The organism is Arenibacter echinorum, from assembly GCF_003259375.1.
Classification (GTDB): domain Bacteria; phylum Bacteroidota; class Bacteroidia; order Flavobacteriales; family Flavobacteriaceae; genus Arenibacter; species Arenibacter echinorum.
Genome location: NZ_QLLN01000003.1, coordinates 129,247 through 147,744 on the forward strand (window position 1 = coordinate 129,247; position 18,498 = coordinate 147,744).

General features: G+C 37.0%; 15 protein-coding genes. 2 read left to right on the forward strand and 13 right to left on the reverse strand.

All coding sequences use genetic code 11. The annotated features are described in order from the left end of the window. Nucleotides 1-10 precede the first annotated feature (10 nt). Nucleotides 11-1,330, forward strand: coding sequence for an alpha/beta hydrolase family protein (locus LV92_RS07800; RefSeq protein ID WP_211322947.1), 1,320 nt, complete (start codon nucleotides 11-13; stop codon nucleotides 1,328-1,330). Nucleotides 1,331-1,419: 89 nt separating this feature from the next. Here the strand turns inward: LV92_RS07800 and LV92_RS07805 are convergent, their stop codons facing one another. From LV92_RS07805 to LV92_RS07815, 3 genes are all read right to left on the reverse strand, one after another. Beyond that, on the reverse strand, nucleotides 1,420-2,844 hold the full coding sequence (locus LV92_RS07805) for a carboxylesterase family protein (protein WP_111623100.1): 1,425 nt from the start codon (nucleotides 2,842-2,844) through the stop codon (nucleotides 1,420-1,422). Nucleotides 2,845-3,263: 419 nt separating this feature from the next. Beyond that, nucleotides 3,264-4,067, reverse strand: coding sequence for a glycerophosphodiester phosphodiesterase (locus tag LV92_RS07810; protein WP_111623101.1), 804 nt, complete (start codon nucleotides 4,065-4,067; stop codon nucleotides 3,264-3,266). Nucleotides 4,068-5,092: 1,025 nt separating this feature from the next. Continuing rightward, nucleotides 5,093-5,464, reverse strand: coding sequence for a hypothetical protein (locus LV92_RS07815; RefSeq protein ID WP_111623102.1), 372 nt, complete (start codon nucleotides 5,462-5,464; stop codon nucleotides 5,093-5,095). A 198-nt stretch (nucleotides 5,465-5,662) separates the two neighbouring features. Between LV92_RS07815 and LV92_RS07820 the strand changes: the two genes are divergently transcribed. Continuing rightward, nucleotides 5,663-6,151 carry a heme-binding domain-containing protein gene (locus LV92_RS07820; RefSeq protein WP_111623103.1) on the forward strand — a complete coding sequence of 163 codons (489 nt, stop codon included), beginning with the start codon at nucleotides 5,663-5,665 and terminating at the stop codon, nucleotides 6,149-6,151. Between the two features lie 526 nt (nucleotides 6,152-6,677). On the opposite strand, the gene LV92_RS07830 is transcribed toward LV92_RS07820, so the two are convergent. The 10 genes from LV92_RS07830 to LV92_RS07875 form a co-directional block, all read right to left on the reverse strand. Next, nucleotides 6,678-7,145, reverse strand: coding sequence for a DUF423 domain-containing protein (locus tag LV92_RS07830; protein WP_111623105.1), 468 nt, complete (start codon nucleotides 7,143-7,145; stop codon nucleotides 6,678-6,680). Between the two features lie 157 nt (nucleotides 7,146-7,302). After that, nucleotides 7,303-8,274, reverse strand: coding sequence for a caspase family protein (locus tag LV92_RS07835; RefSeq protein ID WP_111623106.1), 972 nt, complete (start codon nucleotides 8,272-8,274; stop codon nucleotides 7,303-7,305). A gap of 1 nt (nucleotide 8,275) precedes the next feature. Then, complete coding sequence (locus LV92_RS07840) at nucleotides 8,276-8,725, reverse strand: TIR domain-containing protein (protein ID WP_111623107.1); 450 nt, start codon at nucleotides 8,723-8,725, stop codon at nucleotides 8,276-8,278. A 9-nt stretch (nucleotides 8,726-8,734) separates the two neighbouring features. Further along, nucleotides 8,735-9,106: a TIR domain-containing protein gene (locus LV92_RS07845; RefSeq protein ID WP_111623108.1), complete on the reverse strand. Its 372-nt coding sequence runs from the start codon at nucleotides 9,104-9,106 to the stop codon at nucleotides 8,735-8,737. A 169-nt stretch (nucleotides 9,107-9,275) separates the two neighbouring features. Beyond that, nucleotides 9,276-10,733, reverse strand: coding sequence for a caspase family protein (locus LV92_RS07850; RefSeq protein ID WP_111623109.1), 1,458 nt, complete (start codon nucleotides 10,731-10,733; stop codon nucleotides 9,276-9,278). Between the two features lie 356 nt (nucleotides 10,734-11,089). Next, a complete protein-coding gene (locus LV92_RS07855; protein ID WP_111623110.1) occupies nucleotides 11,090-12,241 on the reverse strand; it encodes a hypothetical protein in 1,152 nt (383 codons plus the stop codon). An 11-nt stretch (nucleotides 12,242-12,252) separates the two neighbouring features. Then, a complete protein-coding gene (locus LV92_RS07860) occupies nucleotides 12,253-13,608 on the reverse strand; it encodes an FAD-dependent oxidoreductase (RefSeq protein ID WP_111623111.1) in 1,356 nt (451 codons plus the stop codon). A gap of 238 nt (nucleotides 13,609-13,846) precedes the next feature. Next, complete coding sequence (locus LV92_RS07865; RefSeq protein WP_111623112.1) at nucleotides 13,847-15,178, reverse strand: sulfatase family protein; 1,332 nt, start codon at nucleotides 15,176-15,178, stop codon at nucleotides 13,847-13,849. A 36-nt stretch (nucleotides 15,179-15,214) separates the two neighbouring features. Continuing rightward, the gene (locus LV92_RS07870; protein WP_111623113.1) at nucleotides 15,215-16,150 is read right to left on the reverse strand and encodes an ester cyclase; all 936 of its coding nucleotides are present in this window, start codon (nucleotides 16,148-16,150) and stop codon (nucleotides 15,215-15,217) included. A gap of 201 nt (nucleotides 16,151-16,351) precedes the next feature. Beyond that, complete coding sequence (locus tag LV92_RS07875; RefSeq protein ID WP_111623114.1) at nucleotides 16,352-18,331, reverse strand: M1 family metallopeptidase; 1,980 nt, start codon at nucleotides 18,329-18,331, stop codon at nucleotides 16,352-16,354. Nucleotides 18,332-18,498: the final 167 nt, after the last annotated feature.

Consider the following 18,498-nt stretch of genomic DNA (forward strand, 5'->3'; position numbering starts at 1 on the left):
AATTTAGAATATGAAAAAATCCAAAAATACCGATGGCGACATCCAGGATTCCAGAAGGGCCTTTATATCCAAGACCGCGATGGCTACCGTGGGCTTGCCTCTTTTGCCCAGCACCATGACCGCCGCTTTTGAAAACATGGTACCACCCATAAACCCTATCCCTATGAATGCAGAACTCCAGAAAAGCCAAATAGGCCAATACGGCCCTTGGTTGGCTGATCAAATGCCAGACCCGCCCAAGTTGTCGTTCCGGAACGACCTCTGGTCCAAAATTGAAGATTGGAAACCAAGTGCCCATGCCAAGGCCCAGGAACAGATAGCAGAGCCTTTGATAAAAGATAATATTGCAGTTACCCTAAAAAGGAAATACAACTACGACGGACTTGAAATAGAGGAGCTTACTTGGAAATTGCCCTACGGAAGACCTGTGGAGGCTATTTTTATGAAACCCGAGAACAGTACAGGGAAGTTGCCCGCTATTTTGGCCCTGCACGACCATGGCGGTAATAAATACTTTGGCAAGAGAAAGATCACCAAGACTTCGGATACTCAACATCTGCTTATGGAACCTCACCAAAACAGTTATTATGAGGGTAGGGCATGGGCGAACGAGATGGCCAAAAGGGGCTATGCCGTTCTGGTACATGACGCCTTTTCCTTTGCTAGCCGGCGGGTATTCTATGAAGATATGGCCGGTATTGAATGGGGAGCATTGAAAGCGGAGGGACGTACCGATGAAAACTCCGAGGATGTCAGGAACATAGAGGCCTACAACGAATGGGCCGGCCACCATGAACACCTTATGGCGAAGTCCCTTTTGTCCGCAGGCACCTCATACACCGGTATGGTGTTGGCCGAAGACCGTATCGCCTTGGATATTCTGAGTGCCAGAAAGGACGTGGATCCGGACCGTATGGGTTGCGGTGGACTCTCAGGCGGTGGACTTCGTACTGTTTTTTTGGGGGGAATGGATGCTCGAATAAAATGTGCCGTATGCGTAGGGTTTATGACCACTTGGAAAGATTTTTTACTGAACAAGGCCTACACCCACACCTGGATGACATACGCGCCGGGCTTAGCGAATTATCTGGATTTTCCTGAGATTTTAGGGCTTCGAGTACCTCTCCCAACCATGGTGCAGAGCAATAACCAGGACGAATTGTACACTTTGCCCGAAATGAAAAAAGCAGATGACATTCTCGCTTCCGTCTTTTCAAAAGCGGGCCATCCGGAAAGGTATAGCGGAAAGTTCTATGATGGTGGGCATAAGTTCGATGTCCAGATGCAGACCGATGCTTTTGATTGGTTCGACAGCTGGTTGGCGAAATAAGCAGTTTTATTAAAAAAACATAACCATAAGCCCTAAGTGGAAGGCCAGGGCTGTTTAGGTGATATAGGTTGGCCACAGTACTTTCTCCATTAATCAGGCCTTTTTTGGGCAAATAGCCAGTCCAAGTAACCAGGAGTACTTTGCACCTTGTCCCAGATAAGATGCCCTGCCGAAAATTCTGTATACTTAGGGCTTCCACCGGCTTTCCTTATAGCCTTGATCATGTTTTGTGTTAAATGCACCGGTACCGATTTATCTGTTTTACCATGAAATGCCCAGATAGGAATATGGGTCATTTTAGCTGCCATTTTCGGATCCCCTCCTCCGCATATAGGTATGGCCGCAGCAAATTTTTCTGGTTTTACTCCAATAAAATACCAAGCACCATAACCCCCGGTCGACATTCCTACTACGTAGCGTCGTTTATCATCAATATTGTATTCTTTTTCCAGTTGATCCATGGCCTCGAATACCAGGCCAGAAACTCCCGGATCATCTGAAATCCCTCCGAAACCGTTGTTTGTAGGACTCTGGGGCAAAAATATAAAAGCAGGATATTTTTCACGATTCTCGGCAGTAGACAATAGTTGGGCGGTGGTGGTGGCATCCAATTGGATCAGGTTGTCCGTTCCTACACCCCCTCCATTATGTAAATTGACGACTAGGGGATACTCCTTGTTGCTATCGTAATCCTTTGGTAATTGCAAGCGGTACAGCAGCGTATCATTTTGGGCGTTTACATAAATTTTGGCTTCAAAATCCCCAACCATTAGTTTAGATCTGGCAACTTTTCCCTTTTCCCAAGCATATTCAGAGGTAGCAACATTTAAAACAATTAAAACTGCAAATAGGGACACAATGCCAAGTCCGACACGTATCCCGGTAAATAAATTGGAGGGTTCTGTCTTAGCTTCGCTTTTCAGTAGGTCCAACTCCTCTTTAAAGTTCAATATATAGAAGATCATGTTGAAATTGATCAGCACTAATATCCACAGCAAAACTTTGCCTATTATAATTGGAACAGCCGCATTGTCAGTATTCAGAGCCCATAGCTGTAGCACTAATAAAATGAGCTCTAAAGAGAACCCAATAGCTCCTACCCAGAACAACCAGCGCTTATGTCTTGTCTTGGACGTAAAAAGACTTACCGAATAAATAATTCCAGTGCATAGGAGTATTACAAATGCCCATGGTACCGATTTTTGCAAATCCCTGTCCGATAGGGCCAAATACGCCATTAGGGTAAAGGCCAATGAGGTTACGGAAGAGATTAAAAAGGCTATAAAGGCAATCCTATAGTTTTTAGTCCGAAAATACCAAAGTAGCACCAACATAACCGCAATGGTGACAATAGTGAGTAGAATAATCCACGGTTCATAATACGGGCTAAATAAATAAAAGCGATATCCGGCCAAGGCCTCTACAATAATCTGAACTAAAGAAAGCACTATAAATAGCCCAATCAGAAAGTTGGCGAAGTTGTATATGTTTTTGGAATCCAATTTAGTGCTCATTGAACTTACCTAAAGATTGATTAAAAGCTTGTACGACCGCTTAGGTCCTATTAATTCCGGACCTTTCTACAGGAAAGGTGTCCAACAGTCCTAAGATAGTTATTTCTATGGATTTCCTTTTGGAATACTACTTAGCCATTAATTATACTAACCGCTGGCGCGAGCGTCGCGCTCGTGCCTTTTATAGTATTCAACACAATTTCCAAAGAATGGGCGAAAACAATTGGCATTAAAACTAGTACCTGATTCTAGGAGTATCCCTAAATCGGAAGATTTTACACAGCTGCAACTTTGCAAAGCTAGCCCTACCATCAAAAAGCAGGGAGACACTGGTGAACACGCTGATGACAGTACGAGCCTGCCTCGCCCTTAGGCAGGCTTGTACTAGCGAAGGAGTAGTAAGATTTCTTTAAATGGTTTTACATAAACAAGAAACCAAAAATCGAATCAATTTGATAGTAATCTACACCGGCTTCCAACAATCTTTTCGCTTCTTCACGGGCTTCTTTTATCTTATCATCCCCTTTAAATGCCCAGGCATTGATTACTCCGACCGCCAATATGCCATGCTTCCTAGTCCATTCTACATCTGCTTTGGATATATTTCTAGAAAATAAATAATAGTCCTTTGGGTTAAAATCGGGCTTTAACATATTGTCTTCTAGCTGTTGACGTGTACAACTCAATTTTACTTTCCCAGTGAAGTAGGGGGTAGATTCATCAGTTCCGATCATCATTGCATACTCCAAACGTTCATATTTCTTTAGTAAAGCCACTACCTTAGAAAATAAACTGCTGTCATACCCTTCAATTTTATTATCGACCATCACTTGAAGATTGCTTTCTTGACAAAACTTTAGGGCTTCTTCAAAAGAAAGCACCTTATTATCCAAGTCACCTTTTAATTCCTTGACTTCATCCCAATCCATTTCTGATACCGTTTTATTTGTACCATAATACCTTTTAAAATTCTGATCATGATGGATAATCAATACACTGTCCCGTGTTAAACGCAAATCTACTTCAACCATCCAATAACCTTCTTGAGAAGCTTTTTTCAAAGAAGCTAAACTGTTTTCTGCGGTTCGGTTATCTACAACTCCGCCGCGATGGGCAATTAAATGGTATTTTTTTTGTGTCTCATCTTGCTCAGCTTGCCCATATATGGGACTTATTAAAAGGAGGAATCCTATTATGAAGAAGTTATATATTATTGCTTTCATTATATAATGTCAATAGTTCAATATCTCAAATTAAAAAGAATTAAAAAAAAATAAGGGCGAGCTTATGTTTTCGCCCAAGGTCTAAAAATATACAATATTGGAGGAACTATTTTCCTTTTTTGTTACTCTGGTATTATTGTGCTTGGGCATCAAGGATAAATTGAAAAGGCAACCCCATATAGAATAGGATTATCATACCGACTCAAACTCCTAAATTAATCTCTAAACCACTTGATTTACTACGAAATCGAAGATTCACGAAAACCTATTAAAAACAATAATAACCACTTAAGTAAATTAAAAATAGGCGGTTCATTGGCTCCCTCAACCTATACAGTGTCGAAAAATCATTGTCATTTAACGAATACTGAGGAACATTACCTTGAAAGCCCCTTGTTGGGTCTATCTTCTTCCTTGGTGGATATGACATGGCCGTATAGAATTATTGAAGCCTTGGAAATAATTTAGGCAATGGCATCGGTCCTTAAAATCCCGATATTTTAGGGACCACATAGTGAAGAAGGGTCTTTTCTTTTGTTTCGTTTTATTCATTGCTTGTTTATTTTGGAATAAGGTATTCATGAACCTCCTGCGTCGGTTTCATTGGACAGCAAAGAAACCGAAGGTTCATGAATACCTTGAAATAACAAGCAGAAATCAATGAACTAAACCGAAGATTCACGAAATCCAATTAAAAACAATAAAAACCACTTGAGTAAAATGAAAGAATAATTTTAACAATAATTTTATTCGATTTTGCCCAATAAATCAAGCTAAAATCAAAAAACACTAAATATTATGTTCATCCTAATTTTTGAAGAAACACAACAAATAAGCATAATCCATTATAATTACTGAACCATAGAAACCTAAGGGCTAAATTAGGAAAGCTAAACGGCAAACCTTAAATGAAATCTGCTTTGGGGCTTGGATGACCCTTACATTGGACAATGGAAAAATATGACCATAAAAAAAGCAGTTCTGTGAAAGAACTGCTTTTGAATAAGTTTAAAAAGATTTGCGCTTTATCCTTTTACCGTAACTTTTTCTACAACGATAGATTTTATGCCATCTTTTTCCACCACTTTTCCGGTTACTTCTACCGTTTCAGCAGCGTTTGAAATGGCTTGTTTATAGGCATCAGCTGCGTTGTGGTCTTCTACCAAAAGATAAACCATTCCGTTTTCGCTGAGAATTCCGGCAGGCAATCCTTTATCCAAGCAGGCTTGGGCGCATTTTTTGTGGCCTTGACCAGTAGCTTCTTGCGCAACATAACAAGACATGTCCAAAACTTCTCCTTTGATAGTTTCACTGCTTTGGGCAAAAGCGTTGGAAGAGAACATAAAAAGAAAAGCCGTCAATAATAATCCGAAATAATGAGTTTTTGCATGTTTCATATTAGATTGATTTTTAAAAAGGTTCTAATCTAAAATTACAATTAAAATGGTAGATATTTGTATGATTGTAAGGAAATTATGGGGCGATTGCTAGAATTGTTTTCCAAAAAGTTTTGAAAAAATTCATTAGTTTAGTTCAACGGTAAAGGCACTTGTGGCTATTTTTATTAAAAACCGTATCTTTTTTCACATGAAGTTATGAATACTTGGTTAAAGATTGTCCTTTCGTTATTTATAGTCTTCCTGATTCTCCAACTTCCTGTGTTTAATCCTGAAAAAAATTATGTGGACGCTGATACCCATGTGGACATAACGGATAAGTATGAGGTGCCAATGGATATCCAAATGGATCTGTATGTGGCTTGTTATAATTGCCATTCCAATTATACCGAAGATTATCCGTGGTATTATAATATACAACCTATAAGTTGGTGGATGAACGGCCATATTAGGAATGCCAAACAGGCTTTGAACTTTTCTGAATTTGCCTCTTATCCTCCAGATACTGCTGCCAAGAAATTCGAAAACCTTTACAAGGTCATGGAAGAGCAGAGCATGCCACTTAAATCTTACCTTTTACTGCATGATGAAGCAAAACTGACCGACGAACAATACCAACACCTTGCCGACTGGGCAAAAGAAATGCAGAAGAAAATAGAGAACGGAATTGATTCAACCCAAAATTAATTAAATAAGCCCTGCTTTTTAAAAGGTTCATAAATTGGATGATAAAAGCTAAGGACTTCTTAAAATGCTAGTTTTCTTTTATTTCTGATAACTCAATATGTAGTTTTTGGTTTCCATAATTCACATAGTTCAACTTTACAAACCCATATTTTTCATGAAACCAATAGGTCACTTCAGATCGGCCAAGGTCAAAGATTGATATGCCCTTAACTTTCCAACAATTTTCCAGTTCTCCGTAGTTGGTTTGTATAGTTTCTTTGGATAGTATTTCGAAGGTACTTCCCTCGTTGGCGCGAGCGTCGCGCTCGTGCCTTTAATAGTATTCAAGTCAATTTCCAAAGAATGGGCAGAAACAATTGGCATTACTAGTACCTGATTCTAGGGGTATCCAAAAATCGGAAGCCTTAACACAGTTGCGATTTTGCAAAGCGTGCCTAACCATCAAAAAGCAGGGATACACTGGCAAATGTACTTATGGAAGTACCAGCGTGACGCTCGCACTAGCGGGGTTGTTACCAATCGTTTTTTATAACTCCAAGACTCCAGAAATTAACTTTTGATATTCTTGAACCTTTCTGTCGAACCTGTTCTTAATAATAAACCATAAAGAAATTCCAAATAATAAAAATATTCCGCCAATTGCGTAGATAGAGGTGTTGTTAATTATTCCTGAAATCAGTGCAATTAGAAGGCCTAAACCAAAAATTATGTTTGTAAACACTACCAATACCATTAAAAAGTGCTGAGTAAATGAAATTTTTACGTCTGTCACATTTTTAGTATCACTTTTTAATAATTTTCCATTAACGATAATATTATTACTAAATATCAAATACCAAGCATAGAGAATCCGTTTCCGAATTTTAAATGTTATTGAATTATTTATGCTCTCATCCATATTAAATACAAATCCGTTAGCAGATCCAAGGGCGTCTTCTAATTTCGCACTAATCTCTCTAGGATTACTTTTTAACTTAAAATTCCATTCTTTCATAATATCGTCTTAAATGTTCGGCAACGGTCTCGGCTATGAGTAGTTGCGTGGGTTAGCACTTAACTTTGCAAGTACACACCAAACTGAAAATCTGCGAGGATTTTTAGAAGTAGGCGAGAACAAGCAATTACTTAGAGCCATTGTTGTGTACAGTTTTTTATATTCTTTTATCTTTTACAAGTCTCCAATAATGAAAACCTAATGCAGTCAGTCTACAAGATTTGGAATTCATAGCTGCAAAATACATATGTTGTTCATCTACAGGTACTATTAATCCAACGCTCGCAAGTTTTTGAAGTTCTTTAAAAATCGTCACCTTGTCGCCTGAAGCATATGGCTCAACATAATTATGTTCAATTTTTGGGTCATTGGTAAACTCAAATGAAGGGTCAAGTTCATATTTGCTTTCTGCGGTTTCAAAATATTTTGTAAGTTTTCTTAAAATATCAGAAGGAACTTGTGGATTCACAGTTCTTAATGATGTGAACCTTGTAATATTAGTTTTAAATACTGGTCTTTGGTCCCAAGGTCCCAAAGCTTGGTCTATATATGAATAAATGCTTCCTGGTGTTATATGTCCTCGTAGGTCAGAAGCTCCACCTTGTAGTGCATCGAGAAGTAAATTCGTAAATACTCCGTGACCATTTATTTCTAAAGAAACTTCGTCAGATTTACTTGCAGTCAGAATTGAAACTCCTTCTCCAATTTGCGCATTTTTACCACCAGATATTTGAGGAGAACCAAATGAACCAGAATGACAGCAATCTAGGATTATTACACGATTTTTTGCTTTAGAATCATTTGCAATATTCAAAATTTCGTCCATAGAGACTCCTTCGTCATTCGGCTGATAATCCGGTGTAACAATAAAGCCACCACCTAAATCATCAAAAAATCCGTGTCCTGAAAAATAAAATAAGGCGGTTTCTGAATCTCCCGCAAACAATTCTCTAATTTGACCTTTTAATTCAGATTTTTTTTCTACATCAGTCATTAATCGAACGTCAAAATTTGGTGAACCATCTCCGTTGACTTCAAGAGTGTTTCCAAAAGCAGAAGCATCATTTATGCATCCTCTTAAAGGTGCAGTTGGATAATTATTTATTCCTACAACTAAAGCTTTTCTCATATTAAATTTTTCTAATGACTTTTTCTAAATTCTTCCAAGTCCAAATTATTATTTTTTCAACTTTAAGTTCTGGTGGAATTGCTCCTTGATATTTTTTTTGAATATGCATTCCTACTACTGGAATATTTTCTTGTTTTGCACATTTTATTTCCCATCTCGTTCCACTTGAATGATATGTGTTCTTGCTTAATAAAACAATCACGCCATCACAAGATTTTATTTTGCTTCTGCATTTCTGTTTCCAAATTTTCTCGTCCCAAGGTTTTTTAACTGACATATCTACAAATGAAAAAGGTGAATTACCTTTTTTAGCTTGGGCTACAAAATGGTCTCTGTATTTTGCATCCTCAATCGCAAAGCTTATAAAAATCCGCTTATTCGATTTAGGTTTTTCTTCAAACAGTTCATTTAAGAGTAATGCTGCTCCAGCACCTAAAATTAATGGCCACATATCAATGTTTTATAAGCTATCAATGAAAACTCTTATGTTTTCCCAAGTCCAAACTTTTATGTTTACTCCTACAATATTGGTTCTGTCATCTTTGTAGGCATATATTCCTAAAACTCGTTTACCTTCTTCTCGAGCACATTGAATTTCCCATTTTTGTCCGCTTGAATTCAATGAATTTTTACTTACCAAAACTATAACACCATCTGACCTTTTTATTCTTTCTCTTACTTTGTCCTTCCATTCAGAAACATATGCTTCTTTTACAGACATATCAATATATTCAAATGGCGAATTTGTATTTAAGGATTGCCCTTTTAAAAAATCTCTTGAGCGTTCGTCCTCAATCGCAAATGCTATAAAAATTACTTTTTTTCTTGTCATAATTTAAGTTTTCTTGGTTAGTACAAGATGTACACAACATTTATGTATAAGAATAGTTGCGGGTTTGTATGCGAGGATTTTCCGCAGGAAAATCAGACGTTACAAACACGCAACGACCTTTGATTAAGCCACTAAACCGTAATTATTTTTATACGGTGTTGGCAATAGTTTATTTATGTTTAATCCAATTTAGAACCTTAACATCTAGCTCTTTAATGGTCATTATTTCATCCAATTCATCTCTGTAACCTTTTAAAAGTAAACCAATTTCATAATCATAAATTTTAATCAGAATTTCTTTAAGGTCAGATATTTTTTGATTTAAAAACTCACTTTCTGAAATACACTTAATTCTAACTATATGCTCATATACATCGATTATATTTTTCTTGTAGGCGTTCACAAAATTTCCCTTTTCTGATACAAATAAACTCACTGCTGGATTTGATGGTTTAGAGTATTTTAAAAAAATCTTCCAAAATTCTGAAAAATGCTCTTGTTCAAAAAGACCTTCACCTTCGATAATTGACTTTTCATATTTTTCTTTTAATTTTTTCTCTTCTTCAGAAGATTTGCCTTTTTCTTTCTCTATTTCTTTTTTGTATTTCGCAATTTTATTATCAAGTTCTTTAGCTTTTTTGACTTCTGATGCTGAATATGCCATAGTTGCTAAAAATGAATCTATGTAGTGTGAAGAATTTGTTTTGATTTTTTTTTCTAATGCTTTTTCTTCATCTCTATATTTTGCAGCTTCTTCATATTTTTGATTCTTTACAGCCTTTGTCTTTAATTCAGTAATTGGGTCAAATTCTTCTATGATTTTCAAATCAGATTCAGAGATAGGAATGAACAAGTTTTCCATTCTTTCCTTCAAGAATTTATTTTTATTGTCAATTTTTGAAACACTTTTTCTTTTCTTTTTAAGTTTAAATAAAAAAGAACCTCCTTCGTGACCGACATTATATAAAGGACCGAACATAGGTGTTTGTCTTTTTTCAGGATTAAATTCCATTATTAAGTTAGTCCCTAGTATGCTAAAAGGTAATTCATCTTGAGTATTTTCATTTAGCATTTTTATTAATGAATCTGCAAAAGGACTTAACTCCCCTTTGTGTCCATCACTAACTTTTTCTAAACTTCCAGAAGTTAGTCCTAGTCGTGATTTTTTTGAATTAAAAGCGTCAATTCCTCCACCTCGGTTCATAGGTTCGAACATTGCACCTGAAAAGCAAGAATCGGATATAACTCCTATGTGATAAGCTTTTGAAGCTCTTATGAAAGTCATTATTTCACTAATATTAATCCAAGTTGATGAATCGTTAGGGTCAGCGTCTGAAGGTTGCCAATAAGCAGTATTAAGTTTTTCGTTATATTCTCCATGACCTGCATAAATTAAAAGTACATTTTCATCTTCTAGTCGATTAATAAAGTATTCATTTAATTTATTATATAATGACTTTCTTGTTGTTTCACTTTTTTCAGAGATGAATTCAACATCATCGATTGCATATTTTTCGGTGAGCACATTAACAATTGAAGAAACATCTTTGTGGCAATTTTGAATTTTATTCAATTCTAAATTATCGTAATCATTAATAGCTATCGCCAAAACATTATTAATTTTCATCTAAATTATTGTCGTGGTTAAAATTATTGCCAACAATTGGATATCATCATTGATGATATACTACTTATAGCAAACTATAAATCAACTAGGCCGCAACTAGATATCTTTAATTGTCTTATAATTCCTATTAATCCAATAAAATTTTCTGTGTTGGGCAGCGGGGGGAGTACTACAACCAGGAGTTTGTTTCTAACCTTCTAAGTTAACAAATATTGGTTATGGAATCCGCTTAATCGATAAAGTCCTAATATATCCGTTGTATGGTATTTTATGCGGGTCCTGGGGGTGGAGTTGTCACGGCCTACAAAAGTCCAATATTTGGAGTGTATTGTTAGCCCTACACTTTTAAGGAGTCGTTAATGTTTTCCCTTTTTATAAGCATCTAAACGTTCCATGATAGTAGCATCATCTATTTGTAGTCCAATTAAAAAGTCGTAGGCCTTTTTTGAAATATATTTGTTCTCATTTTCCAGAATTCTTACCACAGATCTACACGTTTCAAGGTCGTTTACGCCATGTTTTGAATACAGTTTTAACAGATCATCCAATTGCTGTCCATTTAATTGATTCAACAAATCTCTAGACGCATTTACAACCTCTAAGCTCAGTTCAGGAGCCTGTCCCAACTTTTTCAGCAATTCCTTCTGGATACTGTGATTGACATTTGCATACATTGAATATAAATGCTCTTGCAAATCGGTAGCTTTTAAATGAACAGGTTCTACAGCTTGAATAGCGCTATATGCCAAATAAAAATCATCGGAAGAAACGATTTCTAAAAGTGATGTCTCTAGATCTGGTGTCAGTTCTGTTGCACTGACAATTCTATTCAAAGCCCACAGCTTATCACTGTTATCCGGACTTTGTAAAATACGATTTATCAATAAGGGTGTCAACTGTTTTTCTGTGAGTTCTGAAACCAAATCCATCGTTGGACCATTTATTACATTCCATAATTTATACGTGGTATAGGCGGCCCCCTTTACTACCATGTCTGCTACACTTTTTGAAGTGGCTCCAGAAACAGCATCAGCAGTACCTTGCTCCTTATTGGGTTGCTCTACCAGCTTTTCAAAAGATACCACATCTAAGGGCATTGATGAATCTGCCAATAATTGGTGTAATCGTTGGTATTCACTTTCAGAAAATGGTTCGTGGTCATATTTACTCAAAAACTCCCCTTTGGGCAATTCAAACCCTAAATACCTGCCCGTAATATTCCAGTAAACCACAATGTTCAACAACCTACATTCTTGGTCAATACACACTTCACCTGTTACTTTTTTATAGTAATGCAGCGGTAGATTATCCTTTGTCTTGTGTAAAAAAATAGTTTCATTGGTTAGCGTGTCCTTATAAGTCTCAACAATTAAAGGTTCGTCAGCAGCACTACTTTCAATCGTAGCCACTTGCCAATATTTTATGGATTCTTTTTCTTGTAAAAAAGAGGTTAACACCATCCCTAATAATCCAATAATTACCACGTTAAAAAAACGGACCTTGATCATGCTGTAATTCTCTATTTTTGAGCGGGAACAATGGCTCCATGTTTTTTCAACAGTTCCTTAATTTCATTAATATCCACTTGTTCAGGGGAAACACCTTGCTTACTGGCCAATACCGCAGCTACTGCTGCTGCTTGTCCCATACCCATACAGGATGCCTGAACGCGGAGTGCAGAGTTTGCCAAGCGATCACTACTCACACAACGACCCGCTACCAGAAAATTCCGGCTTTGTTTCGGAATTAATGATCGCAACGGAATACACGCTACCACATCAGGTTTTAAAAATTCTTGATAAATAGATTTTCCTTCCCTATGCAGATCGATCGGATAAAAAGAATGTGAAATAGCATCGTCAAACACCTTTCCAGAGGTATAATCATCCTTGTTCATTTTATACAAACCGTCTATTCGATAAGTTTCTCGAACGGCAGTTTCCGTTTTTAAATCCACCAGTTTCAAATTCTCACACCCCGGAAAAGTCTTTAGCGTTCTTACCAATTTTAGCAGGGTATTTCTTCCTTCATTATTGGCCTTGGTATGTACTTCGGAAGTGGTAGAATCTGCACCCGGCACATATACATAACTATAGGGAACATAGGTGTGCTCACGACTTTCCCTTTTTGAATTTTCGAGCATGTTTTGTCTCAATACGCGGTGGTATTTTTCCGGAATCTTGGTTAAATCAAGTGAATCATAGTTATAGCCTCCCAATCTAAAGATCAAGGAGCCAGGTTGGGTATCTTTTTCTCTTAGCACATCATAACCGGCCATCGATGCTATCAATGCATTTCCAGTACAATCAATTATTTGATTGCAGACGATGGTTGTTTTTGTCCCTTTTCCAACGGATTCAACGATCCATTTTCCCTTTTTAAATTCAATCTGTGTTGGAGATTCATAATAACGAATATCCACACCTGCCTCCAGGCATTTCTCTTCGGCCAATAAAGTATATAATGGCACATTTATCGTTACTTGATGTTTCCAATGGCTATCTGGAACTTTAGAGAAATTGGGTAATTTATCTCCATTCAACTCCACACAATCCATCACTAATTCCCAACCAATACCTCCAATAATTTGTTTGCCCCAAGCATGGAATATCCCCGGAAAGGCAACGCCGCCAGTCGTGGTAGTTCCTCCCAACTGACTCCCACTTTCAATCAAGATCGTTTCTGCTCCGGCTCTGCCAGCCTGTATAGCGGCAATAGTACCAGCCGTACCACCACCTACTACCAATATCTCTGTAGTTATACTTTCTTCTTTTACTTTATATGGCGCTACGAGCGATTCTCCCTTTGCAAAGGATGGTGTTACCATTCCAAGAGAGACTGCTCCCATGGATTTTAACATTGATCTTCTTTTCATGTAATAATTTGTTTGACGATAACACAAATGTAAATAATGACAATCTAATAACTAATCCGCAATATCATGCACTAGATATTTTTTTCTTTTGAGTATTTGTATGTGCAGATGATTCAGGACGGGTTATAATTAACCCTAACTGCCGGCCGGTAGGTAAGCCCTAAATAGAGTACTTATTTTTATATTTTGTTACCAATATGTTATTCGCCAATCGATACTATATAGTGTTATTGTCTTATTATAATTCAGCTTCAAATTCTTTCATCGTGTTCGTTAATTCCTCAACAACCTCAGGAAATTGATCTACCACATTATTTTTTTCACCTATGTCCGCATCAAGATTATATAGAGAAACAGGAAAAACACCACTTTCCTCTAAATTCCACCCTCTGGATTTTTCAATATGAAGTTTCCATTTCCCCATTCTAACAGCTTCCATTTCCCCGTTTCTGGCATAAAAATAAAACGGCCGTTCTGGTAATTTGGTAGTTTCAGGATGTAAAAGATAATCGCTAATATCCAAGCCGTCCAATTTTAAATCATTGGGAATCTTTGAACCAGATATCTTTGCAAGTGTTGGATATAAATCCAAAGTGGTAGTAAAATCACTACTAACCACTCCTTTAGGAATTTTTCCTGGCCAAGCCACTATTGCCGGCACCCGCTGACCTCCGTCCCAAGTTTCAGCTTTCTTGCCTCTCAGTGGTTTTGCAGAACCAATTCTAGGTCCATTGTCAGAGGTGAAAATAAAAATAGTATTATCATAGATTTTTTGTTCTTTCAGCGTTTTTACGATCTCTCCTACACTCCAATCCAATTCCATAATAACATCGCCATATAATCCTTTTTCACTTTTACCTATAAAAGCAGGAGAAGCGTGTAGTGGTGTATGTGGCATATTTTGGGCAACATACATGAAAAATGGTTTTTCACTTCTATTTCTTATTTGATCAATGGCCTCTTCAGTATATCTTTTGGTTAGATAGTCTTGGTCAGGGCCGCTTTCTATCAATGTTTTGTTTCTATAAAATGGAAGGGGAGGGGATTGAAAATCAATCTCCTTATAATAGTAATTATCCATGTCATTGGAATAGGGCACACCATAAAACATATCAAAACCCTGATTATTTGGCATAAACTCCTCTTTATGACCCAAATGCCATTTCCCGATAATGGAAGTTGTATAACCATTGTCCCTTAGTAATTCTGCCATCGTATATTCGTTCAATGAAAGCCCACCTTCTGAAAAAGGGAAAAGAACCGCTTCGTGAAGATTGTATCTTTTAGGATAGCGACCTGTTAAAAGACCGGCCCTAGAAGGCGTACAAACTGTTGCTGGAACATAAAAATTGGTAAAACGAATACCTTCAGAAGCTAAACGATCAATATGAGGCGTCTCAAAACCTTCTGCACCATAGCACCCCACATCTGCGTATCCTTGATCATCGGTAAAGAAAATGATAATATTGGGTCTGTTTTTTGAATTGTCATTACTAGGCTGACATGCTGTAATACCAAAAATTATAATTACTACCAATTTTGATATATATGGTTTAATCTTAATGAGCATTGCAATCTTCTTTTTATTAATTGTTGGCAGCAGTTATTATTTATCCGTTCCAAATTCAAGTTGTCGCTTGTATTCTTTTTCATCAAAATAGCCTTTTGATTCTTGGATTAATCCATCATCATTTAATGTCCATTCTTCAAATCCACTAATTTTAACTTTCTTTCCTGTTCCATTTGGTACGTCATTTGTTCCGGTCAGTGTCCAATAGAATCGTTTTTTGTCAGATTTAGTGACTAGACTATCCATTGAAACAATCATATCAGGAAAAGCGTCCATAAATCCTTTAGCAACATTTGTAATGGCATTTCTACCATCGGCAGGTTCTCCGTCATTCACTTGTAATGAACCGTCTTCAGCATAAAACATAGCAACAAACTCAGGTCGGTTACTACCCCAGACTTGGGCATAGTTGCGTGCACAGAGATTTAAATCGAATTCTCTTTCTTCTTCGGGAATCCGGTGAGCGGTCCATGAAATACTTAACAGTTTCCATTGGTCGCTGTCTTTCATCATTATAGCATGATTGACCTCATTGCTACTGGCAACACCGAATTTTGAAATGACGGTAGGCATTATTACTGAGGCCAATCGATCTTCGGTTATATTTATCTTAAACGAATTGGCGGATTCTAAAATAGGCTTTGGATCTTTCATATCTCGGATGGTTTGCAAATACGAGTCAATAGTCATCTCTTTATGCTGCCATTGTCCATCCTTCGGATACGTATATGCGATAATGGTCTGGTCGAAACTCAGGTCATCCAATTCTTGAGCATCCCGGTTTCCAACTGCAGCCAAGATCCTTTCCAATATAGCTTTTATTTCTTTTTCAGATTGACTTGAGGTGCTTTCTATTTGGTCTGAAGTAGTGTTTTCTGAAAGTTCTTCTGTGCTTTGTTTAGATTTACAACTCACAATCAGCAAGGATAGTAGCAAAATTGATAAAATTTGATTTCTTGAATTTTTATTCATAAACAGTTTCTTTTAAGTGCTGCCAACGATAAGTATAAGAATAGTAGTCGATTACGTGACACTTTCATGTTACGTTACATGAATGTTGAAGCGAGCTACAACCCTTGAATCCATTTCTATTTCGGCTATTATTTTTATACATTGTTGTGAGTTTGTGCCTAATTAAACTCAAAGCTCAACTTATAAAGTTTTTATATCTTATTATTTGATGTTTTTCCATTCGTTATTTTTTCTTTCTAGATCTGGGAATTGATTTTCCGGATCAATTATTACTTTGTCAATTTTAGATGTAGAAGCATATTTAAACGTCCAGTTGGATCCTCGTGCCCATATTTCAACCGGTAGTCGAACCGTCTCTGTTTGTCCATTCATTTGAGTCATTTTGATTATAACAGGCATAATCATTTTGCCCTTGTTTTCAATTGTGATTAATGAGCCTTTAGCAGGGTCATTGTCAACGTAGCTTACAGATGCTACTGCTTGATCCAGTTTCCAGGTGGTATAAAACCATTCGTTCCAGAACCAATTTAAATCTTCACCTGTTGCATTATTGATGCAATGAAAAAAGTCATAGGGTGTTGGATGTTTAAATGCCCATGCTTCGGTATATTTTCTAAAGGCATAATCAAACCGATCTTTGCCAACTATAACTGTACGAAGTAAGTTGAGTCCATAAGCCGTTTTGCCATAAAACTGCCAATGTTGCTCTTCATCCATTGCATCTGACATAGTCATTAATGGGTCTTTGTATTGCATGAACTGCTTGTAATCCCTGGATGCAAAAAAATCTTTTTCAAAATAGGAAGGGTCGGTTTCGTACTCTCCATTATTAAAAATATCGTTGGCTATAAAGTTTACATAAGTATTTAAACCTTCATCGTGCCACATATATCTTCGTTCATTTGAGCCTACAATCATTGGGTACCAGTTATGCCCAATTTCGTGAGATATCAAAAACCACAAACTAGCTTTTGTCTCTTTATAATTATTGAAAATCATTCCAGGATATTCCATTCCTTCAGTTATCCCTGCACTACTTACTGCATTATTCCATGGATATTCAAAAAAATGTTCTGAATAGATTTCTATGCTGGCTTTTAAATATTCTGTTGATCTCGCCCATGCTGTATCACCTGCACTTTCAACTGGGTAGCAAGACATTGCAAGTGCTTTTCGACCAGAGGGCAAATTGATCTTTGCTGCATCCCATATTAATCCTTTTGATGCGGCAAAGGCCACGTCTCTTGTATTGTTCATATTAAAATGCCAGGTTAGGTAGCCTTTGGAACTTGGACGCATGGCAGGTTTTCCAACTTCGTCAGAAGAAATAATAGCAATTGTTCTGTCGCTCTTTGAAGCTAACGAAAGTCTTTTTATTTGTTCTTTTGTCAAAACATCTTGTGCATTTTGTAAGTCACCAGACCCATAGACAATCATCTCTGCTGGCGCAGTGATGTAATAATCATAATTGCCATAGTCGCAATAAAATTCGCCAAGCCCCAAATACGGAAGCGTGTTCCAGCCTTCTACATCATCATAAACACACATGCGTGGATACCATTGAGCTATTTGATAAATAACACCGTTTTTAGTATCCTGTCGCCCAAAGCGGGCTGCTCCATCAATTGGAATTACAAAACTGAAATTTATTTTTATCGAGATCTGATCACCTTTTGGTTGCATGGCCGTGTTTAATCGAATCTGCATCCTTGTATCTGTAATAATTGGTTGTACGGCATATGAATTCTCTCCTTGGTTGATAGTTACATTCTTAATTTGGTAACCACCTTTTGGATTTCCAAGAACACCAAAATAATCACCTGGGTAGCGGGTAGCTGCAACCGATCTAGAATCTGGTTTAAAAATATTTTGATCTAGTTGAAGCCATAAATACTCCAATTGATCAGGGCTGTTATTGGTATAAGTTATTGTCACATCACCGAAAACAGTAGTGTCTTTTTCACTCAAGGTAGCATGTATGACATAATCGGAACTGTTTTGCCAATATAGAGGACCAGGAGTGCCATTTGAAGAACGATATGCGTTTCCTGTAGTTGGATTAAATGAGGATACATAGAAATCCATGGGATTGTAGTGTGAACTTTCATTTACGAGGTTCTGGGAATGCAAAAAACCTACGTTTATAAATGTCATAAAGAGTAATAATATGTTTTGTTTCATTTCATTTTTTTAAATCTATAATTTTAATTTAATCCGAAGATTATATACAGGCCTATGGCATGATGCACAACAATTCGATATAGGTATTAACTATATATCTATTTTAAAACTACAATCCCACTAGACCGTACCTGAGTACACTTAGGTGTCCTGTTGATCCAATAAAA